This is a genomic window from Shewanella sp. SM29, from assembly GCF_025654245.1.
GTDB classification, from domain to species: domain Bacteria; phylum Pseudomonadota; class Gammaproteobacteria; order Enterobacterales; family Shewanellaceae; genus Shewanella; species Shewanella oncorhynchi.
In genome coordinates this window covers 1-24,578 of sequence record NZ_JAKKRN010000047.1, presented here as the reverse complement: position 1 = coordinate 24,578, position 24,578 = coordinate 1, and the positions used below count along the sequence as shown (strand labels likewise).

At 45.3% G+C, this 24,578-nt stretch carries 40 protein-coding genes and 1 pseudogene; 7 read left to right on the top strand and 34 right to left on the bottom strand.

Going from position 1 to position 24,578, the window contains the following annotated elements; all coding sequences use genetic code 11:
• Positions 1-497 precede the first annotated feature (497 nt).
• The 4 genes from L5L77_RS21305 to L5L77_RS21290 are packed head-to-tail and all read right to left on the bottom strand — an operon-like array spanning position 498 to position 4,103.
• Complete coding sequence (locus L5L77_RS21305) at positions 498-1,085, bottom strand: TlpA family protein disulfide reductase (RefSeq protein WP_131525726.1); 588 nt, start codon at positions 1,083-1,085, stop codon at positions 498-500.
• On the bottom strand, positions 1,082-1,561 hold the full coding sequence (gene nrfF / locus L5L77_RS21300) for a heme lyase NrfEFG subunit NrfF (RefSeq protein ID WP_105251045.1): 480 nt from the start codon (positions 1,559-1,561) through the stop codon (positions 1,082-1,084). The genes L5L77_RS21305 and nrfF overlap by 4 nt, the downstream gene beginning before the upstream one ends.
• A complete protein-coding gene (locus L5L77_RS21295; RefSeq protein ID WP_105251044.1) occupies positions 1,558-2,112 on the bottom strand; it encodes a DsbE family thiol:disulfide interchange protein in 555 nt (184 codons plus the stop codon). Before L5L77_RS21295 ends, nrfF begins: the two co-directional genes overlap by 4 nt.
• 11 nt (positions 2,113-2,123) lie before the next feature.
• Complete coding sequence (locus L5L77_RS21290) at positions 2,124-4,103, bottom strand: heme lyase CcmF/NrfE family subunit (protein ID WP_105251043.1); 1,980 nt, start codon at positions 4,101-4,103, stop codon at positions 2,124-2,126.
• 400 nt (positions 4,104-4,503) lie between these two features.
• Here L5L77_RS21290 and ccmI point away from each other — a divergent pair, with 400 nt between their 5' ends.
• Positions 4,504-5,754 (top strand): c-type cytochrome biogenesis protein CcmI, encoded by a 1,251-nt coding sequence (gene ccmI / locus L5L77_RS21285; RefSeq protein ID WP_263186775.1) that lies wholly within the window; start codon positions 4,504-4,506, stop codon positions 5,752-5,754.
• Between the two features lie 61 nt (positions 5,755-5,815).
• Here the strand turns inward: ccmI and L5L77_RS21280 are convergent, their stop codons facing one another.
• Positions 5,816-6,115, bottom strand: coding sequence for a c-type cytochrome (locus tag L5L77_RS21280; protein WP_105251041.1), 300 nt, complete (start codon positions 6,113-6,115; stop codon positions 5,816-5,818).
• Positions 6,116-6,433: 318 nt separating this feature from the next.
• Here L5L77_RS21280 and ccmA point away from each other — a divergent pair, with 318 nt between their 5' ends.
• The 6 genes from ccmA (at position 6,434) to L5L77_RS21250 (ending at position 10,362) form a co-directional block, all read left to right on the top strand.
• Complete coding sequence (gene ccmA / locus L5L77_RS21275; protein WP_131525727.1) at positions 6,434-7,084, top strand: cytochrome c biogenesis heme-transporting ATPase CcmA; 651 nt, start codon at positions 6,434-6,436, stop codon at positions 7,082-7,084.
• Positions 7,085-7,095: 11 nt separating this feature from the next.
• Positions 7,096-7,782, top strand: coding sequence for a heme exporter protein CcmB (ccmB, locus tag L5L77_RS21270; protein ID WP_006079706.1), 687 nt, complete (start codon positions 7,096-7,098; stop codon positions 7,780-7,782).
• A 1-nt stretch (position 7,783) separates the two neighbouring features.
• A complete protein-coding gene (locus L5L77_RS21265; RefSeq protein ID WP_105251039.1) occupies positions 7,784-8,530 on the top strand; it encodes a heme ABC transporter permease in 747 nt (248 codons plus the stop codon).
• The gene (ccmD, locus tag L5L77_RS21260; RefSeq protein WP_105253042.1) at positions 8,530-8,730 is read left to right on the top strand and encodes a heme exporter protein CcmD; all 201 of its coding nucleotides are present in this window, start codon (positions 8,530-8,532) and stop codon (positions 8,728-8,730) included. Before L5L77_RS21265 ends, ccmD begins: the two co-directional genes overlap by 1 nt.
• Entirely contained in the window at positions 8,727-9,215 is a 489-nt protein-coding gene (ccmE, locus tag L5L77_RS21255) for a cytochrome c maturation protein CcmE (protein ID WP_105251038.1), read from the top strand. Before ccmD ends, ccmE begins: the two co-directional genes overlap by 4 nt.
• Before the next feature lie 196 nt (positions 9,216-9,411).
• The gene (locus L5L77_RS21250) at positions 9,412-10,362 is read left to right on the top strand and encodes an ABC transporter substrate-binding protein (protein WP_263186774.1); all 951 of its coding nucleotides are present in this window, start codon (positions 9,412-9,414) and stop codon (positions 10,360-10,362) included.
• 57 nt (positions 10,363-10,419) lie between these two features.
• Here L5L77_RS21250 and rplQ read toward each other — a convergent pair whose 3' ends face one another.
• From rplQ to tuf, 29 genes and pseudogenes are all read right to left on the bottom strand, one after another.
• A complete protein-coding gene (gene rplQ / locus L5L77_RS21245) occupies positions 10,420-10,815 on the bottom strand; it encodes a 50S ribosomal protein L17 (protein WP_006083573.1) in 396 nt (131 codons plus the stop codon).
• A gap of 40 nt (positions 10,816-10,855) precedes the next feature.
• Positions 10,856-11,845, bottom strand: coding sequence for a DNA-directed RNA polymerase subunit alpha (locus L5L77_RS21240; protein WP_006083574.1), 990 nt, complete (start codon positions 11,843-11,845; stop codon positions 10,856-10,858).
• 24 nt (positions 11,846-11,869) lie between these two features.
• Positions 11,870-12,490, bottom strand: coding sequence for a 30S ribosomal protein S4 (gene rpsD, locus L5L77_RS21235; protein WP_006083575.1), 621 nt, complete (start codon positions 12,488-12,490; stop codon positions 11,870-11,872).
• A gap of 32 nt (positions 12,491-12,522) precedes the next feature.
• Positions 12,523-12,915: a 30S ribosomal protein S11 gene (gene rpsK / locus L5L77_RS21230; protein ID WP_006083577.1), complete on the bottom strand. Its 393-nt coding sequence runs from the start codon at positions 12,913-12,915 to the stop codon at positions 12,523-12,525.
• A gap of 15 nt (positions 12,916-12,930) precedes the next feature.
• Complete coding sequence (rpsM, locus tag L5L77_RS21225) at positions 12,931-13,287, bottom strand: 30S ribosomal protein S13 (RefSeq protein ID WP_011787581.1); 357 nt, start codon at positions 13,285-13,287, stop codon at positions 12,931-12,933.
• A gap of 117 nt (positions 13,288-13,404) precedes the next feature.
• Positions 13,405-13,518 carry a 50S ribosomal protein L36 gene (gene rpmJ, locus L5L77_RS21220; RefSeq protein WP_006083579.1) on the bottom strand — a complete coding sequence of 38 codons (114 nt, stop codon included), beginning with the start codon at positions 13,516-13,518 and terminating at the stop codon, positions 13,405-13,407.
• A gap of 21 nt (positions 13,519-13,539) precedes the next feature.
• Complete coding sequence (gene secY, locus L5L77_RS21215) at positions 13,540-14,880, bottom strand: preprotein translocase subunit SecY (RefSeq protein ID WP_007644459.1); 1,341 nt, start codon at positions 14,878-14,880, stop codon at positions 13,540-13,542.
• A gap of 7 nt (positions 14,881-14,887) precedes the next feature.
• A complete protein-coding gene (gene rplO, locus L5L77_RS21210) occupies positions 14,888-15,322 on the bottom strand; it encodes a 50S ribosomal protein L15 (RefSeq protein WP_006083581.1) in 435 nt (144 codons plus the stop codon).
• Positions 15,323-15,325: 3 nt separating this feature from the next.
• Complete coding sequence (gene rpmD, locus L5L77_RS21205) at positions 15,326-15,508, bottom strand: 50S ribosomal protein L30 (RefSeq protein WP_006083582.1); 183 nt, start codon at positions 15,506-15,508, stop codon at positions 15,326-15,328.
• Positions 15,509-15,514: 6 nt separating this feature from the next.
• Entirely contained in the window at positions 15,515-16,018 is a 504-nt protein-coding gene (gene rpsE, locus L5L77_RS21200; protein ID WP_006083583.1) for a 30S ribosomal protein S5, read from the bottom strand.
• Between the two features lie 11 nt (positions 16,019-16,029).
• The gene (gene rplR, locus L5L77_RS21195; RefSeq protein WP_006083584.1) at positions 16,030-16,380 is read right to left on the bottom strand and encodes a 50S ribosomal protein L18; all 351 of its coding nucleotides are present in this window, start codon (positions 16,378-16,380) and stop codon (positions 16,030-16,032) included.
• 10 nt (positions 16,381-16,390) lie between these two features.
• Positions 16,391-16,924 carry a 50S ribosomal protein L6 gene (rplF, locus tag L5L77_RS21190; RefSeq protein ID WP_105251036.1) on the bottom strand — a complete coding sequence of 178 codons (534 nt, stop codon included), beginning with the start codon at positions 16,922-16,924 and terminating at the stop codon, positions 16,391-16,393.
• A gap of 10 nt (positions 16,925-16,934) precedes the next feature.
• Positions 16,935-17,327, bottom strand: coding sequence for a 30S ribosomal protein S8 (gene rpsH, locus L5L77_RS21185; protein WP_006083586.1), 393 nt, complete (start codon positions 17,325-17,327; stop codon positions 16,935-16,937).
• 24 nt (positions 17,328-17,351) lie between these two features.
• On the bottom strand, positions 17,352-17,657 hold the full coding sequence (rpsN, locus tag L5L77_RS21180; protein ID WP_006083587.1) for a 30S ribosomal protein S14: 306 nt from the start codon (positions 17,655-17,657) through the stop codon (positions 17,352-17,354).
• 10 nt (positions 17,658-17,667) lie between these two features.
• Positions 17,668-18,207: a 50S ribosomal protein L5 gene (gene rplE / locus L5L77_RS21175; protein ID WP_006083588.1), complete on the bottom strand. Its 540-nt coding sequence runs from the start codon at positions 18,205-18,207 to the stop codon at positions 17,668-17,670.
• A gap of 12 nt (positions 18,208-18,219) precedes the next feature.
• Positions 18,220-18,534, bottom strand: coding sequence for a 50S ribosomal protein L24 (rplX, locus tag L5L77_RS21170; RefSeq protein WP_006083589.1), 315 nt, complete (start codon positions 18,532-18,534; stop codon positions 18,220-18,222).
• A gap of 11 nt (positions 18,535-18,545) precedes the next feature.
• Positions 18,546-18,914 carry a 50S ribosomal protein L14 gene (gene rplN / locus L5L77_RS21165; RefSeq protein ID WP_006083590.1) on the bottom strand — a complete coding sequence of 123 codons (369 nt, stop codon included), beginning with the start codon at positions 18,912-18,914 and terminating at the stop codon, positions 18,546-18,548.
• Positions 18,915-19,094: 180 nt separating this feature from the next.
• Entirely contained in the window at positions 19,095-19,343 is a 249-nt protein-coding gene (gene rpsQ / locus L5L77_RS21160; protein WP_006083591.1) for a 30S ribosomal protein S17, read from the bottom strand.
• Positions 19,343-19,534 carry a 50S ribosomal protein L29 gene (rpmC, locus tag L5L77_RS21155; protein WP_006083592.1) on the bottom strand — a complete coding sequence of 64 codons (192 nt, stop codon included), beginning with the start codon at positions 19,532-19,534 and terminating at the stop codon, positions 19,343-19,345. Before rpmC ends, rpsQ begins: the two co-directional genes overlap by 1 nt.
• Positions 19,534-19,944, bottom strand: coding sequence for a 50S ribosomal protein L16 (gene rplP / locus L5L77_RS21150; RefSeq protein WP_006083593.1), 411 nt, complete (start codon positions 19,942-19,944; stop codon positions 19,534-19,536). Before rplP ends, rpmC begins: the two co-directional genes overlap by 1 nt.
• Positions 19,945-19,955: 11 nt before the next feature.
• Positions 19,956-20,648, bottom strand: coding sequence for a 30S ribosomal protein S3 (gene rpsC / locus L5L77_RS21145; protein ID WP_006083594.1), 693 nt, complete (start codon positions 20,646-20,648; stop codon positions 19,956-19,958).
• Positions 20,649-20,657: 9 nt separating this feature from the next.
• Positions 20,658-20,990, bottom strand: coding sequence for a 50S ribosomal protein L22 (rplV, locus tag L5L77_RS21140; protein ID WP_006083595.1), 333 nt, complete (start codon positions 20,988-20,990; stop codon positions 20,658-20,660).
• 15 nt (positions 20,991-21,005) lie between these two features.
• Positions 21,006-21,284, bottom strand: a complete 279-nt coding sequence (rpsS, locus tag L5L77_RS21135) for a 30S ribosomal protein S19 (RefSeq protein WP_006083596.1) — start codon at positions 21,282-21,284, stop codon at positions 21,006-21,008.
• 14 nt (positions 21,285-21,298) lie between these two features.
• On the bottom strand, positions 21,299-22,123 hold the full coding sequence (gene rplB / locus L5L77_RS21130; protein ID WP_006083597.1) for a 50S ribosomal protein L2: 825 nt from the start codon (positions 22,121-22,123) through the stop codon (positions 21,299-21,301).
• A 16-nt stretch (positions 22,124-22,139) separates the two neighbouring features.
• On the bottom strand, positions 22,140-22,442 hold the full coding sequence (rplW, locus tag L5L77_RS21125) for a 50S ribosomal protein L23 (protein ID WP_025008843.1): 303 nt from the start codon (positions 22,440-22,442) through the stop codon (positions 22,140-22,142).
• On the bottom strand, positions 22,442-23,047 hold the full coding sequence (gene rplD / locus L5L77_RS21120) for a 50S ribosomal protein L4 (protein ID WP_113941598.1): 606 nt from the start codon (positions 23,045-23,047) through the stop codon (positions 22,442-22,444). Before rplD ends, rplW begins: the two co-directional genes overlap by 1 nt.
• 17 nt (positions 23,048-23,064) lie before the next feature.
• Positions 23,065-23,703, bottom strand: a complete 639-nt coding sequence (gene rplC / locus L5L77_RS21115; protein ID WP_006083600.1) for a 50S ribosomal protein L3 — start codon at positions 23,701-23,703, stop codon at positions 23,065-23,067.
• A gap of 30 nt (positions 23,704-23,733) precedes the next feature.
• Positions 23,734-24,045: a 30S ribosomal protein S10 gene (gene rpsJ, locus L5L77_RS21110; protein WP_006083601.1), complete on the bottom strand. Its 312-nt coding sequence runs from the start codon at positions 24,043-24,045 to the stop codon at positions 23,734-23,736.
• Positions 24,046-24,379: 334 nt separating this feature from the next.
• Positions 24,380-24,578 (bottom strand): annotated as a pseudogene (gene tuf / locus L5L77_RS21105) (elongation factor Tu); the annotation flags it as partial.

The window sequence follows — 24,578 nt, the reverse complement described above, 5'->3', positions numbered from 1 at the left end:
TGTTTGACTTACGTCAAACGGCTCAATGAATTCTGATTTTTTGTTTCTAGCTAAAGAAACAAACTGTACATATTACTATGAACACTCATTGTTACATTGATTTAAATTTTTGACTGCCAACCCGAAGGCTAAGCAGTTTCGATTAACTCAACACCTGTGAGTGTCCACACAGATTTCTTGTTTTATCTTGTTAAAGAGCGTTGACCACATACCGTTGCCGGCGGGTCGTGCTGATGCTTCATCAGCTCAGGGTCGTGCATTTTACGCATTTCCCGTTTCGCGTCAAGGAGTATTTTTCAACTTCTTGCTGCGGTTGAATTAAGTGCTTAAAAGCTACTCAATTTAACCTAACTCGTCAGCCTGCTTAACGCTGTCTGCCGTGTCAGTGGATGCGCATTATAGGCAGCAGAAGATTTTGTGCAAGGGCTTTTTAAATGAAAAAAGATCGCATGGCGATCTTTTAAACAATGGCGATTATTTTACATGCAAAGTGCCCATTAATTGGGCTTTTTGCTGCCTTTATCGATAAAACCTTGGATTAGCGAGACGGCTTTTACGTCATCCCAATCAACATAGGATCGAACAAAGGCAATTAATTGACCCTGTTGATCAAGAATAAAGGTCGCAGGAATCGTGTCGAGCGGAAAAACGTTTCCAAGACTTTGTGGTTGATCATAGTAAGAGTTGAAATTCGCCATACCCAATGAACTTAAGAACGGCTGAACCTGCTGCTTACCTTCTGCATCAATAGAGATAGGCAGCACGACAAAATCTTCAGTCTTGAACTTAGTTGCTAACCTTTCGATTGCAGGCAACTCTCTGACGCATGGCGGACACCAAGTCGCCCACATGTTAACCATAATGATCTTGCCTTTAAAGTGGCTGAAGTCGATAGCTTTACCATCGACATCATTAAAGGCAACAGGCTCAATAGGAAAAGTCTTTGGCAGTACATTGATCAAATCAACCGTTGATTCCATCGGTTTAGCCGTTTGCTGCATACCAGGGTACGCATGCGCGACCCCAGCAACAAATACCGAAAGAATGGATGACAACATAAATGCCGTTATGACTTTATGCTTCATTTTGTATTGCGCTTTAGCAAGGTATCTAACTCGCGCTGATCTTCTGCGCTAATTTCGTTCGGCACATTACCGCCAATACGTTGCTTACGAATGAAGATGAATCCAATCACTAGACCCAGAAGTAATAAACCAATAGGACCTAACCAAAGAATGTAGGTCTTGGTTTCCATCTTAGGTTTATAGAGAACAAACTCACCGTAACGACTAGTCATAAACTCGATGATCTCATCATCCCCTTTTCCTTCGTCAACCATCTTGAATACCTCAAGACGCAGATCTCGAGCAACGGGTGAATTGGAGTCGATCAAATTTTGGTTTTGACACTGTGGACAACGTAGTTCATGTGCCAAAGACAAACCGCGCTTTTGATTTTCAGGTGACTTGAATTCGTAAGTATCAACTGGTGTTGCCATGACGGCGGTCGTCATGCTGAACATCAGCACTAGACCACCTATGATTTTTATCAGCGTTCTCATGCTGCGCCATCCTTCGCTGCTTCAGCTTGTAATTGTTGGATCATAGGGTAAAGGGTTTCACTCCATACGCGTTGGTCTATTGGACCTGCATAACGGAAACGGATAATACCGTTGTGATCAACAATAAAACTCTCTGGAGCACCATAAACGCCAAGATCTAATCCTAAACGCCCATCTTTATCATAAATATTAACGTTGTAGGGGTCGCCCTGACGTTTTAACTCTTCTAACGCAGGAACACGCTCATCACGATAGTTGATCCCGTAAATTGGCAGAAGATTTTTACGTTTTAGCATCACTAAGAAAGGATGCTCATATTTACAAGATGGACACCACGTCGCCCATACGTTAAGTAATGATACCTTACCTTTTAATTGCTCATTCGTTATGATCTCAGCCGGTGTTTCTAGGCGTTCCAGTTGGAAAGCCGGAATAGGCTTCCCTTCCAGTGCTGAATCCAATTGCTGCGGATTCAGAAATAACCCTTTATATAGAAACACCCCCATGGCGAGAAATATGACCAATGGGATAAACAGAACCAACTTCTTCATACATTCCCCAATTATTGAGCCGTTGCCAATTTTGCCTTTTCGGCCAAAGGCGCGACGGCTGCAGTGACTTTCGCACGGTAACGTTTATCCGATGCAGCGAAGAATCCACCTATCATCATGAAAATTGCCCCAAACCATAACCAACGCACGAACGGCTTATAGTTTAAACGAACCGCAAATTCAGTGCTGGTAATAGGGTCCCCCATAGTCACGTACAAGTCACGGAATAGACCCCAGTCAATACCGGCTTCTGTCATATCCATAGTTCGCACATTATATTGACGACGATCGGGTTTTAGTAATGTCAGTAGCTCATCTCCCTTGTAGATCTCTATCTGTCCCTGCTGTGCAGTGTAGTTAGGACCCACTACGTTTTTGGTCTCGAGATACTTAAAAGTATAACCGGCGAGTTCTTGGCTTACACCAGGTCCCATACGAACACTTTTCTCAATCGAGTAATTTGACACCATAGTGGCACCAATCACAGAAACGGCAATACCGAGATGCGCGAAGATCATACCAAGCTGACTACGACCCATGCGGCTGATGCTGATATCACCTTCTTTCGACTTGACCATGTTATAGGCCGCTCTTGCGGTAGCCAGAATAATCCAAGCAGCGGCAGCAATACCAAAGGTAACCCAAATATTGAATACACCATCGACGATAAATGGCGTCACAATACCGATAGCAGCAGCAATCATTGCTGGGATCAATAGCTGACGCTTAAGCTCGCCCGCTTTCGATTTTTTCCAACGAATAATTGGACCAATACCCATAAAGCCAAATAGCACTAATACGATAGGCACGAACACCGCATTAAAGTATGGGGGTCCAACAGAGATTTTACCCATGCCAAGCGCGTCGATGAGCAATGGATATAATGTACCCAATAGTACCGTACCTGCGGCAACCGTCAGTAGCACGTTACATACTAAGAGCATTGTTTCTTTAGACTTAAGCTCGAAACGGGCAGGACTACTCATTTCACTGGCACGTAAAGCAAACAGTGTTAATGAACCGCCAACCGCTAAACCAAGTAACAACAGGATGAACATACCGCGGCTTGGATCGGCTGCGAATGAATGCACTGAGGTTAATACACCAGAGCGAACAATAAAGGTACCAAGCAAACTTAAAGAGAAAGCGAAAATAGACAGTAATACAGTCCAGTTACGGAAGGCGCCGCGTTTCTCAGTCACAATCAAAGAGTGAACAAGCGCAGTACCCACTAACCAAGGCATAAAAGAGGCGTTCTCAACAGGATCCCAGAACCACCAACCGCCCCAGCCTAATTCATAATAAGCCCACCAAGATCCTAGTGCGATACCGCCCGTAAGGAAGGTCCAAGCAGCCAATGTCCATGGACGAGTCCAACGAGCCCATGCAGAATCGAGACGGCCGCTCATCAGCGCAGCAATCGCAAATGCAAAGCTTACAGAGAAGCCCACATAACCCAAGTACAACATAGGAGGATGGAAGATTAATCCCACGTCCTGCAGCATTGGATTTAAGTCACGACCTTCGGCTGGGATCGGGAATAAACGTTCAAATGGGCTAGATGTGAGTAGCATAAACAAACTAAAGCCAATCACAATAAGAGCCAATACTGCCAGCACACGGGCAGTAAACACTTCTTCTAAACCTTTGCTAAACAAGGCAACCGCAGCCGCCCAAGTTGATAAAGCAAACACCCAAAATAACAGTGACCCTTCATGACCGCCCCATACGGCCGAGATCTTAAAGAAGATAGGTAACTGAGAATTTGAATGATGTGCCACATAGGCGACCGAGAAATCATCGACGGCAAAACTATAAGCCAGCACGACAACAGATAAGGTAATAAAAAAGAACATTCCGTACGTTAATGGCCAAGCGTACCTAACAAGGTATTGGTCTTTTCTGGCAACACCTATTAGGGGGACGCTGATTAATAAGAAGGCAAAAGCCACCCCTATTATCAACGCAAAGTGTCCAAGTTCTGGGATCATGGGTTTTCCTCAGTCTTCAATAATATGTTGATTTAGAAAGACTCTATCTCAACGCACAACATGCTATTCACGCAAATGCACGAAATTTTGCTCATTTTAGTATTTGCTATTGTTCCTGTCTGCCTCTTTCGTACAAAACTGGGTTACTTGTCTCATTCTCAATTTTAGAGGTCGATGAAAGTCACGGAAGAGGCTCAGTTCTGCATGTGACCGACAAATGACACTTAAGTTTCATACAAAATTTACAAGAAGAATCAATTTGTGAACCAGTGCCCAACTATAAGCTTTCAGCACTGGGATTACCTTATATTACTGTTCAATGAACAATCTTTACGTATAATCTTGCTTCCAAGCCTAGCGGTTACTCCGCTTTCTGCAAACTAAAGTGAATATAGAAACAATGACGACATTTTGGATTTTTATTGCGCTTGTTATGTTAGTCGGCCTGATGCTGATTTGGATCCCGCACTTCAGACAGCAAAAATTGCTGAAAACGGAAGAAGCTGGAGTTCGTAAACAAACGAACCTTGAATTGTTCAATGAGCGCTTAGGCGTTCTTGAAAAAGAATTAAGTGAAGAGCTACTCGATCAAGCCGAATTTGATGCATTGAAGAAAGAACTGGAAATCAGTCTACTCCAAGACATCAAACAAGCGAACGACGATTCACTGGTCAACCAAATAAAGCCAAAGACGATTCTGTGGCCGTCGATCATGTCAGTTTGTTTGATTGTTATCTCAGGCTATCTCTATCAACACTTAGGTGCCTTCGAGAATATTGATAGTGCTCAACAACCTGCAAATCCACATGCAGGAATGGATACGGCTCAAATCATGATGCAACGCGTGCAGATGATGGAAGCTCAAGTTAAAGCCGAGCCAGAAAACAGCCAACTGTGGTTTAGCTTAGGTCATGCTTATGTATCGGCAAACCAATACGATAAAGCGATTGCGGCTTTCGATAAAGTAATCGAATTAGTCGGAAAGCATGCAGAATTGCTCGGTCCAAAAGCAACGGCGATGTATTACAAAGCGGGTCAACAAATGACACCGCAAATCCAAGCTCTTATCAATGAGTCTTTAGCAATGGATGCCCAAGATCCTTCAACGCTACTGCTCGTGGGTATGGATGCTTTCTTTACTGCTGACTACAAGAAAGCCATCACCTCTTGGCAAACGATTTTAGATAGCGGTCGTGCCGACGTTGATCGTGCTGCTCTTATGAATGCAATCGAAACCGCTAACTTACGCATGCAGTCGGAAACCGCTGGCATGCCAAATGATGATGCACATAAGCAAGTCAAAGCGAGTGCTAAATCGGTCAATGTCACTATATCTATCTCTGCAGAACTTGCGGCTAAAGCCAGTCCAGAAGACACCATTTTCATCTTTGCCCGTGCAACTGAAGGACCTAAAGTCCCATTAGCCGCAACCAAAGTCAGTGCTAGGTCTTTCCCGATTACAGTGACATTAGATGACAGCAGCGGTATGGGTGGTGATGTGAAGTTAAGCGATGCAGCCAATGTGGAAGTGATTGCTGTACTGTCTAAACAAGGTAATATCAAACCGCAAACGGGTGATATTCAAGGCAAGATCAGTAAAGTCGCCGTAGGCGATACAGCGAACCTAGTACTTGATACCCAAGTGCAATAAATCGCAGTTAATTGCAGATATAAAAAAACCGGCTTTCGCCGGTTTTTTTATATCTGAAGAATTACTTAGCTGTAGACATAAATTTGATAGCAGCTTTGTAATCATCATCAGTACAATCAGTACACATACCACCTGGTGGCATAGCATTCAGACCGGTTTTCACACTCTTCACTAAAGCGTCAACACCCTTAGCTAAGCGTGGTTCCCATTCTGCAGCGTTGTGTACTTTTGGAGCACCAGCAACACCCATACTGTGGCATACGGTACATGCCTTATTATAAATAGCCTCAGCATCTTGAGCTGAAGCGTTAACTGACATAGTCAAAGCAGCGACAGCAGTCATTGCTAACAGTTTTTTCATGTTCAATGTTCCTAATGCAAATACGTACAAAGCTCGGCGCCGCCCTTACTTAGGCAGACTCATTATAGCCGACTAAGATTACTACAAACTTCAAGAAATCTCATCTTTTTGTGATTAGAATCTCAACACAAAATGAATCAGGCGACAAGGATGACAAATTCGTTAATATATTAGCAAGTCGTAAAAAAGTTCGATAAATATTGCGGTTATTGGAACCACATCATATTGCTGACATCTAGTGCAAACCAAGAGTAAACCCCCAATAACGTTTGTGTTAGAATGACTTGTGTTTCCTTCCGGCTTGAGATAGAGGGTTCAGTGACAAATATAACTAAAGAAACCACATTAGTGTCAGCCAGCAAGCTGACCTGTATCCGCGAAGAACGTATCCTTTTTGATGAGTTAAGTTTTGATATAAATGCCGGTGACATTGTTCAGATTGAAGGCCCTAACGGCGCAGGAAAGACCAGTTTATTACGCATATTGGCGGGCCTTTCTCGCCCCTATGCCGGACAAACTTTTTACATTAATGAAGACATAAACCGTTGCCGCGATGAATACAATGAAGACCTCTTGTATTTAGGCCATTTAGCTGGCGTGAAATGCGAGCTGACTGCCGAAGAAAACCTTAATTTCAATTTAAGAATCAGTGGTTATGATGACTTTGATACGTCAGAGATTTTAGCAAAAGTCAATTTAACGGGCTTTGAAGAAGCTCTCGCGGGGCATTTATCCGCAGGCCAGCATCGCAGAACAGCGCTATCAAGATTGTGGCATAGCAACTGTAAAATTTGGATCCTTGACGAACCTTTTACTGCAATCGATAAAAAAGGTGTCGAAGAACTGGAGCAGTTATTTATTCAGCATGCGGATAATGGTGGCTGTGTGATCCTCACAACTCACCAAGATATGGGCATTATCACAGATGATAGGCTTCGTAAAATTCGTCTAGATTATCGCTTCATATAAGGTCAGGCTCAATGAAAAGAGGCATCAGTTTTACCCAAGCATTTTTCACCTTGCTGCAGCGAGATCTTAAAATTGCTATTCGCCACCGCGGCGACATTTTTAACCCACTACTATTTTTTATTATGGTTGTTACCTTGTTTCCGCTGGGGATTGGACCAGAACCGCAAATGTTAGCACGTGTGGCACCAGGGATAATTTGGGTAGCCGCATTATTAGCATCAATGTTGTCACTTGAAAGGCTTTTCAAAGCCGACTTTAGTGATGGTAGCTTAGAGCAAATGCTGTTAAGTCCGCAGCCATTAGCCATTCTCGTATTAGCTAAAGTGTTAGCCCACTGGATTTTAACTGGTGTGCCACTGATTATTATCGCACCACTGTTAGCGGTATTACTCAATCTAGATGGCAACAGCTACGGTGCGTTAATTTCGACGCTTGCGCTAGGCACGCCAGTATTGTCGCTGTTAGGTGCTATTGGTGTGGCATTAACCGTCGGTCTAAGAAAAGGCGGCGTGTTACTCAGCTTACTTATTTTGCCCCTATATATCCCAGTACTCATTTTTGCAACGAGTGCTATAGACGCGGCAGGAATGAATTTACCCTATGATGGTCAGCTCGCTATAATAGGCGCTATGCTGGTCGGATCGTTAACCTTAGCACCTTTTGCAATTGGTGCATCTCTGCGAGTGAGTACTAACTAAAATGTGGAAATGGTTACACCCTTACGCGGATCCTGAACGCGCATATAAATTATCAGGAACGTTATTTCCATGGTTTGCGATCTTAGCCGGTCTATTGATTGCTGTTGGCACTACATGGGGACTCGTCTTCGCGCCGACGGATTACCAGCAGGGTGATAGCTACCGTATTATCTTTATCCATGTTCCTGCCGCGTCTATGTCAATGGCGGCTTATATGGGTATGGCAACCGCGGCCTTTATCGGTCTAGTTTGGCAGATAAAACTTGCCGACTGGGCTGCAGCATCTATTGCTCCCATTGGTGCAGTGATCACCTTTATCGCACTCTTTACCGGAGCAGCATGGGGTAAACCTATGTGGGGTGCCTGGTGGGTATGGGATGCACGCTTAACTTCTGAGCTGGTATTACTATTCCTATATCTAGGTGTGATCTCGCTCTATGCCTCATTTGAGGATAAAGTGCTCGCAGCTCGTGCAGCAGGGATCTTAGCGATCGTCGGTGTGATCAATATTCCTATCATCAAATACTCAGTTGAATGGTGGAGCTCATTACATCAACCGTCGACAATACGCATTACCGAGAAATCGACAATGTCGACGGAAATGCTCTATCCACTGTTAATTAACATACTGGGCTTCGGTCTTATGATTGGCGCCATCACTATTGTTCGTTTTAGAGCAGAAATTTTAGCAAGAAATGGCATGCGCCCTTGGGTCCGTGAACTAGCTAAAGCGGAGGAGGTCAAATGATGCAATTCGATTCAATCAGTGATTTTTTTAATATGGGCGGCTATGCATTCTATGTATGGCTATCCTACGGAGTGACCTTCTTCTGCCTCTCTACGCTCATCATTACCAGCGCACGCCAAAAGCGTAAGGTGTTAATTGATATAGCGAAAAAGATGGATAGAGAAGAACGCCTAAAAGAAACCAGGAGTACTAAATCGTGAACCCAAGACGCAAAAAAAGACTGACATTAGCTGTAGCATTAATCGGTGGCGTTGCTGCGATTACTTCGCTTTTGCTCTATGCGCTGAACTCCAACTTGAACTTATTCTATACTCCGTCTGAAATTGTCCACGGCAAGACAGATACTGGCGTAAAACCTGAAATTGGCCAACGTATTCGTGTTGGCGGAATGGTGACGGTAGGTTCTATGGTGCGAGATCCCAAAAGCTTGCATGTCGAATTTGCAGTACATGACTCCCTCGGCGGTGAAGTACTGGTCACTTATGACGACCTATTGCCCGATCTTTTCCGTGAAGGACAAGGCATTGTTGCTCAGGGTGTACTGGGTGCTGATGGCAAACTAGAAGCTACTGAAGTACTGGCCAAGCATGATGAAAACTACATGCCACCAGAAGTTGCTGAAGCCATGGGCCAAAAGCACGAAAAGTTAGATTATAGCCAGCAAAAGGCACCAGATACTAAGTAGGTTATTGATGGATCAGCAATAGCGTACAAACTAAGCCTCCTAGCTTAATAACTAGTGAGGCTTTTTTATTATCTCAATATGCACAATTAAAGGTGGACTATACTCTAGGCAGCGCCAATACCTAAGACTGCGTATGATTCAAATAAGACAACTAAACTCTAGTTTGCAACACATTCTAAGCTTCCTAATTATCTGCTTGGTAGGCCTCTCTCAGGAAGCAATTGCTGCTAAAGTTGTTGTTATCGAAAGCTACCATCATAGCTATCAATGGGACCAAGAATACTATCAAGCGATTTATGACACGCTCAGCCCTCACCATGATGTTAGTTATTTCGAGATGGATACCAAACGCTTACCCCAAGAGCAATTTGCTGAACGGGCTGACTTAGCATGGAAATACATTCAACAACAAGCACCTCAATTGGTTATTCTCGCCGATGATAATGCGGTTAATCTCTTACACCAGCGCCTAAATGACAGCCTAATCCCAGTAGTCTATTTAGGGGTGAATATGAATCCTAGAGAATATCATCTCAATGAACACAAACGCTTCACAGGCGTCATTGAGAGACCACTACTACGACGTTCTCTACTGCTCATTCAACGTTTACTACCGCAAACTGTGCATAGAAAAATCTTAGTTCTATTCGACCAAGGCGTCACCTCTGACTCAACGGCTGAATACATCAGTAAACAACACTCAAGCATGTTAGGCGATATCGAAGTTAATTTAGTGCAATTGTCACAGCTAACAGATTGGCAGCGGAATGTATTGACCGCGAAGGAACAGGGTTATAACGCTATAGTCGTGGCGCTATACCACACAGTTAGAGATGCAGATAATCGCTCAGTGGATGCAGATCAGCTCCTAAAATGGATATCTGAACATACTCCGGTACCGAATTTTGGGTTTTGGGGATTTAGTGTCTCTGCTGAAGGCAATATTGGTGGCTATGTTCTCGATGGCTATCATCATGGCAAGATTGCAGCGAATATGGCGACAAAAATACTCGGCGGCGAGAAACCCGAAAATATTTTCCCAGTAACAGATGATCTTGGAAAATACATGTTTAGCCAGAAAGGTTTATCCAAATGGAATATCATCCTCCCAAAAGAAATCGAGAAAACCACACTTTGGGTGAAATAGTCAAAAAGGCATAAAAAAGCCGGGCTAATGCCCGGCTTTTTAAAAGTGTAACCTTAATTACTCAGCAGCTTCAACATCAACAGCTTGAGCAGCTTCTGGGCGACCAACTAGCTCGATGTAAGCCATAGGGGCTTTATCACCAGCACGTAAACCGCACTTAAGGATACGGGTATAGCCACCAGGACGTTCCTGGTAACGTGGACCCAACTCAGTAAATAACTTACCAACGACTTCAGCGTCGCGAGTACGTGCAAACGCTAAACGACGGTTTGCAACGCTGTCACTCTTAGCAAGTGTTATCAGAGGCTCAACTACGCGACGCAGTTCTTTCGCTTTAGCCACAGTTGTCTTGATGATCTCATGACGAACTAGTGAACCGGCCATGTTGCGAAACATGGCTTGGCGATGACTGCTGTTACGGTTTAGTTGACGACCACTCTTACGATGGCGCATGACCTAATCCTTATAACCTAAATCTGTACAAACCTGAGACTTATAGGTCGTCTGCTAAACTAGCTGGAGGCCAGTTTTCCAAACGCATACCTAACGACAGTCCGCGAGAAGCTAAAACATCCTTAATTTCAGTAAGAGATTTCTTACCTAAGTTCGGGGTTTTCAGCAACTCAACTTCAGTGCGCTGTACCAGATCTCCGATGTAATGAATCGCTTCGGCTTTCAAGCAGTTAGCCGAACGTACAGTTAGCTCTAAATCGTCGACAGGACGCAGCAGAATCGGATCGAATTCCGGTTTCTCTTCTTTCAGCTCTGGCTCAGTCACGTCACGTAACTCTACAAACGCATCTAGCTGTTCAGCCAGAATAGTTGCAGAACGACGGATAGCTTCCTCAGGATCGATAGTACCGTTTGTGGTCATATCGATAACGAGTTTATCTAAGTCAGTACGCTGTTCTACACGTGCTGCTTCTACATTGTAGGCAATACGTGCAACTGGCGAGAAAGAAGCATCAACCAGCAAGCGGCCGATTGGGCGATCATCGTCTTCGGTCTGTGCACGAGCAGATGCTGGTACATAACCACGACCACGCTCAACGCGAATACGCATGCTGATATCATTGTTACCTGTCAGATGACAGATAATATGATCAGGATTCACGATAGTGACATCACCATCATGCGTGATATCTGCTGCGATGACAGGGCCTGCGCCGGACTTGCTCAACGTAAGCATAGCCTCGTCTTTACCCTCGATGGTCACTGCTAACCCTTTCAGGTTTAACAAGATCTCAAGGATATCTTCTTGAACGCCTTCCTTACTGCTGTATTCGTGCAGTACACCGTCAATCTCGACTTCGGTAACCGCGCAGCCGGGCATAGACGACAATAGGATGCGACGCAACGCGTTACCTAAAGTGTGGCCGAAACCACGCTCAAGTGGTTCCAATGTAACCTTGGCACGTGTTGAGTTAACCTGCTCGATATCAACGAGACGCGGTTTAAGAAATTCTGTAACAGAACCCTGCATTGTGTCCTCTCTTGTTTGTTAGCCTTACTTAGAGTAAAGCTCGACGATCAGCTGTTCGTTAATTTCCGCAGACAAATCGCTACGTTCTGGAACGCGCTTGAAAGCACCTTCCATTTTCGCGTTGTCGACTTCAACCCATGTAGGCTTCTCGCGTTGAGCTGCCACTTCTAAAGCCGCTTTAATACGAGCTTGAGTACGTGACTTCTCGCGGATGCTCACAACATCATTCGCAGACACTTTGAATGATGGAATGTTAACAACACGACCGTTAACCATAATAGATTTATGGCTTACTAGCTGACGTGATTCTGCACGAGTTGCACCGAAGCCCATACGATAAACAACGTTATCAAGACGGGTTTCTAAAAGCTGAAGCAGGTTTTCACCTGTGTTGCCTTTAGTACGTGCAGCATCTTTGTAATAGTTACGGAATTGTTTTTCTAACACACCGTAAATACGACGAACTTTTTGTTTTTCGCGTAACTGAGTACCGTACTCTGACAAACGTGGCTTACGAGCGCCATGTTGTCCAGGTGCAGTTTCCAGTTTACACTTTGAATCGATTGCTCTCACACCGCTTTTTAAGAAAAGGTCTGTACCTTCTCGGCGGCTGAGCTTGAGCTTGGGACCCAAGTATCTTGCCATGATCTTTCTCCAACTATCCTAATGAAACGGCGTTATACACGACGCTTTTTAGGAGGACGACAACCATTATGAGGGATCGGCGTCACATCGGTAATGTTGGTAATTTTATAACCAACAGCGTTCAGCGCACGAATGGCTGACTCACGACCTGGACCTGGACCCTTCACAAACACTTCAAGGTTTTTTAAACCGTAGTCTTGAGCAGCAGCACCTGCACGCTCAGCAGCCACCTGTGCAGCAAATGGAGTAGATTTACGTGAACCACGGAAACCTGAACCACCTGAAGTAGCCCATGACAACGCATTACCTTGACGATCTGTAATGGTGACAATAGTGTTGTTGAAAGAAGCATGGATATGAGCCATGCCATCTGCAACCTGTTTACGTACGCGCTTACGCGGAGAACGTGACGGAACTTTAGCCATTGCTTTACCTTCCCGTTACTTTCTAATAGGTTTACGTGGACCTTTACGCGTACGCGCATTGGTCTTAGTACGTTGCCCACGGAGAGGCAGGCTACGGCGATGGCGGAGACCACGATAACAACCAAGATCCATAAGACGCTTGATGTTCATTGAAATCTCACGACGTAAGTCACCTTCTACTAGGTATTTGGCGACTTCTTCGCGTAGTGTGTCTATTTGAGCTTCGCTCAATTCCTTGATCTTAGCAGTTTCAGCGATTGCTGTAGCCGCGCAGATTGCTCTAGCGCGAGTACGGCCGATGCCGAAAATTGCAGTCAATGCGATGACTGTATGCTTTTGATCAGGAATGTTAATGCCAGCGATACGGGCCACTATGCACTCCTTAAAGTTAAAGGCCAACTGCGAAAAGCCCGAAAGGATACTCGACAGTCGACAGATTTGCAAACAAAATTTTGTTCAGCCCAATTCATGGGCTGAACAAATTACTTTTTAGCCTTGACGCTGTTTGTGTTTTGGTTCAACACAGATAACGCGTACAACGCCACTACGCTTGACGATCTTGCAGTTACGGCAGATCTTCTTCACGGAAGCTCGAACTTTCATTTCATCACTCCGTAAAGCTACTTAGCGACCAAAGCGATCTAAATTCGCTTTGTTAACTAGGTTAGCTTTCTTCATCACAGACTCATACTGATGAGACATCATATGCGTCTGAACCTGAGCCATGAAGTCCATGATTACGACTACCATAATTAGTAGTGAAGTACCGCCGAAATAGAACTGTACTTTCCACGCAATTAACATGAACTCCGGAATTAAGCAGATAAAGGTTATGTATAACGCGCCTGCCAATGTCAAACGGGTCATAACTTTATCAATGTAACGCGAAGTCTGTTCTCCAGGACGGATCCCAGGGATGAATGCACCACTCTTCTTCAAGTTATCTGCTGTTTCACGTGGGTTAAACACCAACGCAGTATAGAAGAAACAGAAAAAGATAATCGCTGTTGCATATAATAATGAGTAAAGCGGTTGTCCAGGTGACACAGCCAGTGAAAAATCACTCAACCATGACATGGACTCATTTTGACCGAACCACTGAGCCAGTGTTCCAGGAAACAAAATGATGCTTGACGCAAAAATTGGCGGAATAACACCTGCCATGTTTATTTTCAGCGGTAGATGGGTACTTTGCGCAGCGAACACCTTACGGCCTTGCTGACGCTTAGCATAGTTAACGACTATACGACGCTGACCACGTTCCACAAACACTACAAAATAAGTCACTGCAAACACAATTACCGCGAGCAACAACAATACTAACACATTCAAGTCACCTTGACGCGCCTGCTCAGCCGTTTGGCCGATAGCGGAAGGTAATCCAGCAACAATACCTGCGAAAATCAAAATCGAGATACCATTACCTATACCACGTTCGGTAATTTGCTCACCTAGCCACATAAGGAACATAGTTCCTGTCACTAAGCTTACAACCGCAACAAAGTAGAATCCAAATCCAATGTTGACCACAAGGCCTGGCACTAAGTTTGGTAACCCGGTTGCAATACCGACCGACTGGAATGTACCCAGCACTAAGGTACCCCATCTGGTATATTGACTGATTTTCTTACGTCCTGATTCGCCTTCCTTTTTCAATTCAGCGAGTGCAGGATGTACGACAGTCAACAGTTGCATGATAATCGATGCCGAAATGTACGGCATAATACCTAATGCAAAGATAGAGGCACGCTCAAGGGCACCACCCGAGAACATGTTAAACATGCCAAGGATGGTTCCACTTTGCTGAGCAAACAGCTCTGCTAATACAGCTGCGTCAATACCAGGAATTGGCACAAACGAACCGGCTCTAAAGACGATAATCGCACCAATCACGAACAGGAGGCGAGCTTTCAATTCTGAAAGTCCACCTTTCGCGCTTTTTAAATCAAGTCCTGGTTTTGCCATCGACGTATTATTCCTCGATCTTACCGCCGGCAGCTTCAATAGCTGCACGTGCACCTTTGGTTACCTTCAGACCTTTAACAGTCACAGGGCGCTCAATGGTACCTGAAAGAACAATTTTCGCAAACTGGATGTTGCGAGTTATTACGTTCGCATCTTTCAGAGCGTTTAAGTCGATAACATCACCGTTAACTTTTGCCAGTTCGAGTACACGAACTTCAGCTGTTACCATAGCGCGACGCGAGGTAAAACCAAATTTAGGTAAACGGATTTTAAGTGGCATTTGACCACCTTCGAATCCTGGGCGTACACCGCCACCAGAGCGAGACTTTTGGCCTTTATGACCACGACCCGCTGTTTTACCTAGACCTGAGCCCATACCACGGCCTACACGCTTTGGTGCATGCTTAGAGCCTGCAGCTGGAGATAGAGTATTTAAACGCATGTATTAATCCTCCACCTTAACCATGTAGTAGACCTTGTTGATCATACCGCGAACAGAAGGAGTATCTTCTAATTCAACAGTGTGACCAATGCGACGCAAACCAAGACCCGTTAGGGTTGCACGGTGCTTCGGTAAACGACCGATACCGCTTTTAGTTTGAGTAACTTTTACAGTTTTAGTTGCCATGGTGCATTACCCCCGAATTTCGTCAACATTCAGGCCACGCTTAGCTGCGATTTGCGAAGGTGACTTCATGTGCACCAAAGCATCGACAGTCGCGCGAACGATGTTGATCGGGTTAGTAGAACCGTATGCTTTTGACAGAACGTTATGCACGCCTGCTACTTCCAATACGGCACGCATTGCGCCACCGGCAATAATACCAGTACCTTGTGATGCAGGTTGCATGTACACAAGAGAACCAGTATGACGACCTTTAACTGGGTGATGCAGAGTACCTGCATTCAACTCAACGGTCACAATGTTACGACGAGCTTTTTCCATCGCTTTTTGAATCGCGGCTGGAACTTCACGTGCTTTGCCATAGCCATAGCCAATCTTACCGTTACCGTCACCCACTACTGTCAGTGCTGTGAAGCTAAAGATACGACCGCCCTTAACTACTTTAGAAACACGATTAACTGCAATTAATTTCTCTTGCAGATCGTCTTTTTGCTGAGCTTCTAATTTAGCCATTTTATAACCCCTTAGAACTTCAGGCCAGCTTCACGAGCTGCATCTGCTAAAGCAGCTACACGACCGTGATACTTGAAACCAGAACGATCGAACGCAACTGAAGTTACGCCTTTTTCGATCGCGCGCTCAGCAACAAATTTACCTACTGCTTTCGCTGCGTCTACGTTACCGGTACTCTTCAGTAGCTCTTTAACCGCTTTTTCTACGGTTGAAGCAGCTGCCAACACCTGAGCTTCAGGATTGATCACCTGAGCATAAATGTGACGCGGTGTACGATGTACAACCAGACGGTTCACGCCCAGCTCTTGGATCTTCTTACGAGCGCGAGTAGCGCGACGTAAGCGAGATGTTTTCTTATCCATATCGCGTTACCTACTTCTTCTTAGCCTCTTTACGGCGTACTACTTCGTCGTCATAGCGAACACCTTTGCCTTTGTATGGCTCTGGTGGACGGTATCCGCGAATCTCAGCAGCGACTTGGCCAATTAACTGTTTATCAACGCCACGTAGGACGATGTCAGTTTGGCTAGGGCACTCTGCAGTAACGCCTGCGGGCAGTTTGTGTACTAACGGATGAGAGAAACCTAAAGTAAGGTCGATATCAGCACCGACGAGTTTCGCACGGTAACCAACGCCAACTAACTTTAACTTACGCTCAAAACCTTGAGATACACCAACAACCATGTTGTTTACTAATGCACGAGTTGTACCAGCCTGTGCCCAAGCGTTAACAACGCCTTCAACAGGGAGGAACTTAACTACGCCGGCTTCAATAACAACATTGACCGCATTGTTGATCACTCGAGTCAGACTACCTTTTCCGCCTTTGACGGTAAGGGTCTGTTCGTTCAAGGTCACCTCTACGCCAGCTGGAATAGATACTGGTGCTTTTGCTACACGAGACATTCCTAGCTCCTTAAGCTACGTAGCAGATAACCTCGCCACCCATGCCTGCAAGGCGGGCGGCACGATCAGTCATCAAGCCTTTAGAAGTGGACACAATTGCGACACCCAGACCGCCCATCACCTTTGGTAGTTCGTTTTTACCTTTGTAAATACGAAGACCAGGGCGACTTACACGCTGGATAGTCTCAACGACTGGTTGGCCTTGGAAATACTTTAAAGTAACTTCCAGTTCAGGCTTGGCTTCATCTGCTACGGCGTAATCAGCAATATAACCTTCATCTTTAAGTAGTTTCGCAATTGCGACTTTCAACTTAGCTGAAGGCATCTTCACTGATACGTGGTTAGCAGCTTGGCCGTTACGAATACGGGTTAACATATCCGCAATAGGATCTTGCATGCTCATATTAGCTTACTCCGTGACAAGTGCTTACCAGCTGGCCTTACGCAGGCCAGGAACTTCACCACGCATGGTTGCTTCACGTAATTTGATACGGCTTAAGCCGAATTTACGTAAGAAGCCATGAGGGCGACCAGTTTGATTACAACGATTGCGTTGACGCGCAGCGCTGGAATCACGTGGTAGAGCTTGCAGCTTAAGAACCGCATCCCAACGATCTTCGTCAGAAGAAGCTGGACTTGCAATGATAGTCTTAAGAGCCGCACGCTTTTCAGCGTACTTGGCCACGAGCTGTGCACGTTTAGCTTCACGTGCTTTCATTGATGTTTTTGCCATTACGCTACCCTTATTTCTTGAATGGGAAGTTAAAAGCGTCTAACAAAGCACGACCTTCTTCATCATTCTTCGCAGTAGTAGTGATAACAATATCCATACCACGAATCTTATCGATTTTATCGTAATCGATTTCTGGGAAGATGATCTGCTCACGCACGCCCATTGCGTAGTTACCACGGCCGTCAAACGCTTTAGCGCTTAAGCCACGGAAGTCACGAATACGTGGGATTGCGATATCGACTAAACGCTCTAAGAATTCCCACATACGCTCACCGCGTAGGGTCACTTTACAGCCAATAGGGTAGCCTTCACGGATTTTAAAACCAGCAACTGACTTACGAGCTACAGTCACAACTGGCTTTTGACCAGCGATTGCAGTCATATCACGGACAGCATGGTCCATGATTTTCTTGTCTGCAACAGCTTCGCCAACACCCATGTTCAGGGTGATTTTCTCAATCCGAGGGACTTGCATGACACTGGTATAACCGAACTTTTTAGCAAGTTCAGCGACAACAGTCTCTTGGTATTTATCATGCAGTTTCGCCATCGTTTACTCCAATTACTTAACGAGTTCACTGTTCGATTTGAAGAAACGAACTTTTTTGCCGTCTTCAAAGCGGAAACCAACGCGATCAGCTTTGCCAGTGGCAGAGTTGAAAATCGCTACATTTGATGCTTGTATCGGTGCTTCTTTCTCAACAATACCGCCAGCTACACCCAATTGTGGGTTTGGCTTTTGGTGTTTTTTGACAAGATTGATGCCTTCAACAATCAATTTACCAGTAGGAAGGACTTGAGAAACTTTTGCACGTTTACCCTTGTCTTTACCTGCTAATACAATCACTTCGTCTTCACGACGTATTTTAGCTGCCATTTTGAAGCTCCTTACAGTACTTCTGGTGCCAGCGAGACAATTTTCATAAATTGCTCATTACGCAATTCACGTGTCACTGGTCCAAAGATACGAGTACCAATCGGCTGCAGGTTGTTGTTCAAAAGAACAGCTGCATTCCGATCGAAGCGAATGACAGAACCGTCTGGACGACGTACGCCTTTCTTAGTACGGACTACCACCGCGTTATACACATCGCCTTTCTTCGCTTTAGCGCGAGGAATCGCTTCTTTAACAGAAACTTTGATGATGTCGCCGATACCGGCATAACGACGATGAGAGCCACCCAAGACCTTAATACACTGAACTCTGCGTGCGCCGCTGTTACAAGCAACGTCAAGAGTCGATTGCATTTGGATCATTTTAAGTGCTCCGCTATCGTTACTACACAATTCCCACTATGGGACAATAAAAACACTCATTTTTGCTATTAATTTAGTCAAAAATGGCGCGCAAATATAACACCATAAAAGTGGAATGTATAGTATTAAAAAACAAACGGCCCCACATTCTGGAGCCGTTTACCTAAATACCTAATTAACTTAGGCCTTTGATACTACTTCAACCAGGGTCCAAGACTTAGTCTTAGACAAAGGACGACATTCGCGAATCGCTACTAAATCGCCTTCATTGCACTGATTCGTTTCGTCATGTGCATGGATCTTTGTCGTACGCTTAATGTATTTCCCATAAATTGGGTGTTTCACTTGGCGTTCGATAGCAACAGTAATGGACTTGTCCATTTTGTTGCTAGTTACACGACCCTGCAAAGTACGGATTTTATCAGACATTATGCACCCGCCTTAGAAGTAATAATGGTCTTAACGCGCGCAATATTACGGCGCACCAATTTCAGTTGATTAGTCTGAGTCAACTGACCAGTGGCGTGTTGCATACGCAGGTTGAACTGCTCACGCAGCAGACCAAGTAGTTCAGCGTTCAGTTCTTCAACGCTCTTTTCTCTCAGTTCGCTCGCTTTCATTACATCACCGTCTTAGTTACGAAGGTAGTCTTAATTGGAAGCTTGGCAGCAGCCAAAGCAAACGCTTCACGAGCGATCACTTCAGAAACACCATTCATCTCATAAAGAACCTTACCAGGTTGAATCTGACATACCCAGTATTCAACGTTACCTTTACCTTTACCCATACGCACTTCAAGAGGCTTAGAGGTAATCGGCTTGTCCGGGAAAACTCGAATCCAAATTTGTCCCTGACGCTTAATGTGACGTGTCATGGCACGACGTGCAGATTCGATCTGACGTGCAGTTAAACGGCCACGGCCGACTGCTTTCAGACCAAAAGTACCAAAGCTAACTTCGGTACCGTTCGCTAGACCGCGGTTGCGGCCTTTGAACATCTTGCGAAACTTCATACGTTTAGGTTGCAGCATTGCCGGCTCTCCTATTTACCACGAGGCTTGCGCTTAGGTTGCTGCTGCTTCGGCTCTTCAATCTGTGGCAGCATTCCGTCTAGAACTTCACCTTTGAAGATCCAAACTTTAACGCCAATCACACCGTATTGGGTGTGACTTTCAGATGTAGAATAGTCGATATCAGCACGCAAAGTATGTAAAGGTACACGACCTTCACGATACCACTCATCGCGCGCAATCTCAGCTCCGCCTAAACGGCCACTAACTTGTACTTTGATACCTTGAGCACCAATACGCATTGCGTTTTGAACTGCGCGCTTCATAGCACGACGGAACATTACGCGACGCTCTAATTGCTGTGCAATAGAGTCAGCAACTAACTTGGCATCTAGCTCAGGTTTACGGATCTCAGCGATGTTAATTTGAGCAGGAGTGCCAGCAAGTTTTGACACTGCAGCACGCAATACTTCAACGTCTTCACCTTTCTTACCGATCACAACACCTGGACGGGCAGTGTGAATGGTAACGCGGATGCTTTTCGCTGGACGCTCGATAACAATCTTAGATACTGAAGCAGCTTGTAATTTCTCTACAAGAAACTTACGCACTTCCCAGTCGCTGTTCAGGTTACTTGCGTAATCTGATTTATCTGCGTACCAGGTAGAGATCCAAGGCTTGGTGATACCCAGACGGATACCATTAGGATGTACTTTCTGTCCCATTGCTCTCTCCTAGCGATCTGATACAACCACAGTAATGTGGCTGGTACGCTTCATGATACGATCAGCGCGGCCTTTAGCACGTGGCATGATACGCTTCATAGTTGGGCCTTCATCTACGAAGACGGCTCCGACTTTAAGCTCATCAATATCCGCGCCTTCGTTGTGTTCGGCGTTTGCGATAGCTGAGTCAAGTACTTTTTTAACCAGTACGGCGGCTTTCTTGGGGCTGAAAGTCAAAATCTCGAGGGCCTTAGCAACAGGCAATCCACGAATTTGATCAGCAACCAGACGGGCCTTCTGCGCAGACGTACGGGCAAAACGATGTTTAGCTAAAACTTCCATCTTATTCCTCCCGTATTAACGCTTCTTCGCTTTCTTATCTGCAGCATGGCCGCGATAAGTGCGAGTTGGTGAAAATTCACCAAGTTTGTGGCCGATCATTTCGTCAGTTACGAACACAGGAACGTGCTGACGACCATTATGGACAGCGATGGTCAAACCAATCATATTTGGAATGATCATAGAGCGACGTGACCAAGTCTTAATAGGCTTTTTGTCACCGGCTTCCATCGCTTTCTCTACCTTCTTCAGCAAGTGCAGGTCAATGAAGGGACCTTTCTTGAGAGAACGTGGCATGGCGAATCCTCTTACTATTTATTACGACGACGTACGATGTACTTGTCAGTGCGCTTGTTACTACGAGTTTTATAACCCTTAGTTGGCACACCCCATGGAGTCACTGGGTGACGACCACCAGAAGTACGGCCTTCACCACCACCGTGTGGATGGTCTACTGGGTTCATTGCAACACCACGCACTGTAGGACGTATGCCTCTCCAGCGCTTAGCACCTGCTTTACCTAACTGGCGTAGCATGTGTTCGGCATTACCAACTTCACCAAATGTCGCGCGGCAATCAACTGGCACTTTACGCATTTCGCCAGAGCGAAGACGTAGAGTGGCATATGCGCCATCACGAGCAACAACTTGTACATAAGCACCTGCAGAACGAGCGATCTGAGCACCTTTACCAGGCTTCATTTCAACTGCGTGAACTACAGAACCTACTGGGATGTTGCGCAGTGGCATAGCGTTACCGGTTTTGATCTCGGCAGCAACACCAGACTGGATCTTATCGCCAGCTTGCATGCCTTTGGCAGCAAGAATATAACGACGCTCACCATCCGCATACAATACTAACGCGATGTTAGCAGTACGGTTTGGATCGTATTCCAGACGCTCAATCTTTGCAGGGATACCATCTTTATCGCGTTTGAAGTCGATTAGACGATAATGCTGCTTATGACCACCACCTACGTGACGGACAGTGATACGGCCAGTATTGTTACGGCCACCACTTTTAGATTTTTTCGCCAACAAGCCAGCAAAAGGTTTACCCTTGTGCAGGTCAGTGTTCACCACTTTAACTACGTGGCGACGACCTGGAGAGGTTGGCTTACACTTAATAACTGCCATGATAATTCTCCTTTGCTTACTCAGCGCCGCCGACGAAATCGATGTCAGCACCAGCAGCTAGAGTCACATAGGCTTTTTTCCAATCGCTACGACGACCAGTACGGCCACCAGTGCGTTTAGTTTTGCCTTTGCTCACTAAAGTGCGAACTGAATCAACTTCAACTTCAAATAGCTTAGCAACAGCAGCTTTAATTTCAGCTTTAGTTGCATCGATAGCTACGCGGAAAACAACAGTGTTGTGCTTCTCAGCGTTCACAGTGCTCTTTTCAGAGATATGTGGAGCGAGAATAACTTTTAGCAAACGTTCTTCGCGGATCATCATGCTAGCATCTCCTCGATTTGCTTCACTGCGTCAGCAGTCACAAGCACAGTGTTGAAGGCGATCAGACTCACTGGGTCTAGACCCGCTACATCACGAACGTCAACCTTGTACAGGTTACGAGCTGCTAAGAATAAGTTCTCATCAACTTCTGCAGTCACAATCAGAACGTCTTCAAGGTTCATTGCTTTCAATTTAGCTTTCAGCTCTTTAGTTTTAGGAGCTTCAACACCGAAAGATTCAACAATAACCAAACGCTCTTGACGTACCAATTCAGACAGAATGCTTCTCAGCGCGCCGCGGTACATCTTTTTGTTAACTTTTTGGCTGTGATCTTGGGTTTTAGCAGCGAATGTTACGCCACCACCACGCCAGATTGGGCCTTTAACAGAACCAGCACGAGCACGGCCAGTTCCTTTTTGGCGCCAAGGCTTTTTGCCTGAGCCAGTTACTTCCGCACGAGTCTTTTGAGCACGAGTGCCCTGACGCGCGTTTGCAGCGTATGCTACAACTACCTGATGAACCAGTGCCTCGTTAAAGTCACGGCCGAAGGTAGTTTCGGAAACTTCAAGAGCGCTTTGCGCGTCTTTCAATACCAATTCCATTACTATCTCCTCAGACCTTAAGCTTTAACGGCAGGCTTGATAATCAAGTCGCCATTGGTAGCGCCAGGAACAGCGCCACGGACTAGTAGCAGGTTACGCTCAACATCTACACGAACAACAACTAGATTTTGAGTAGTAACACGCTCGGCACCCATATGGCCTGACATTTTTTTGCCTTTGAATACGCGACCAGGCGTTTGGTTCTGACCGATAGAACCATTCGAGCGGTGCGACAAAGAGTTACCGTGAGTCATATCTTGAGTACGGAAGTTCCAACGCTTAACGCCGCCTTGGAAGCCTTTACCTTTTGATTGACCAGTAACATCAACTTTCGCTACGTCTGCGAAAATATCAACATTTAGCTCAGCACCAACTTCAATGCCCTCGCCTTCACCGTCTACCAAACGCATTTCCCACAAACCACGACCGGCTTCAACGCCGCTCTTGGCAAAGTGACCTGCTTCTGGTTTAGTGATGCGATTGGCTTTTTTGGTGCCAGTTGTAACTTGAAGTGCACGGTAGCCGTCAGTTTCTAAAGTTTTCACTTGAGTAACACGGTTGCCTGCAACTTCAATTACAGTAACTGGTATTGAAACACCATCTTCAGTGAAGATGCGAGTCATACCAACTTTACGACCAATAAGACCGATAGCCATCTCTCAAACCTCTTCTTACTAGGATCTCAATTAACCCAAGCTAATCTGTACGTCGACACCAGCCGCAAGATCTAAACGCATTAACGCGTCAACAGTCTTTTCAGTTGGCTCTACGATGTCAACCAGGCGCTTGTGTGTACGTAATTCGTACTGGTCACGAGCATCTTTATTAACGTGCGGAGAGATCAAAATGGTATAACGCTCTTTGCGAGTAGGTAGTGGAATTGGACCACGAACCTGCGCGCCTGTACGCTTAGCAGTTTCAACGATTTCCGCTGTAGACTGATCAATTAAGCGATGATCAAATCCCTTTAAGCGGATACGGATTCTTTGGTTCTGCATTGACCAGAGCTCCTAAAATGGACATATAAAAAATCACCCTCTAGCTTCTTCAATATAGAAAAGCAGAGCGAGATGATTTAACCGTTCGACTCCCAATCGGAGCCGCTATGATAATGATTAACTTCAGCGACTAATCATTTAATTCGTTAACCTAAGTCGACGAGGGGGCCATTATACCTATCTAAATCCGGATATCAAGCCCGCTGTGTAAATAGTCATCAAATAACTATTTAACTTCAGAGTGGCGAGCATTTTACACAAATTTGTGAATAAAACCAGCCCTCAAACAAAAAAGGAAGCCGAAGCTTCCTTTTCAAACTAATTTCTATCGCAATTAAGCGATGATTTTAGCTACTACACCAGCACCAACTGTACGACCACCTTCACGGATTGCGAAGCGTAAACCTTCGTCCATCGCGATTGGGCAAATCAGAGTCACTACCATTTTGATGTTGTCGCCAGGCATTACCATCTCTACGCCTTCTGGCAGTTCGATAGTACCGGTTACGTCAGTTGTACGGAAGTAGAACTGT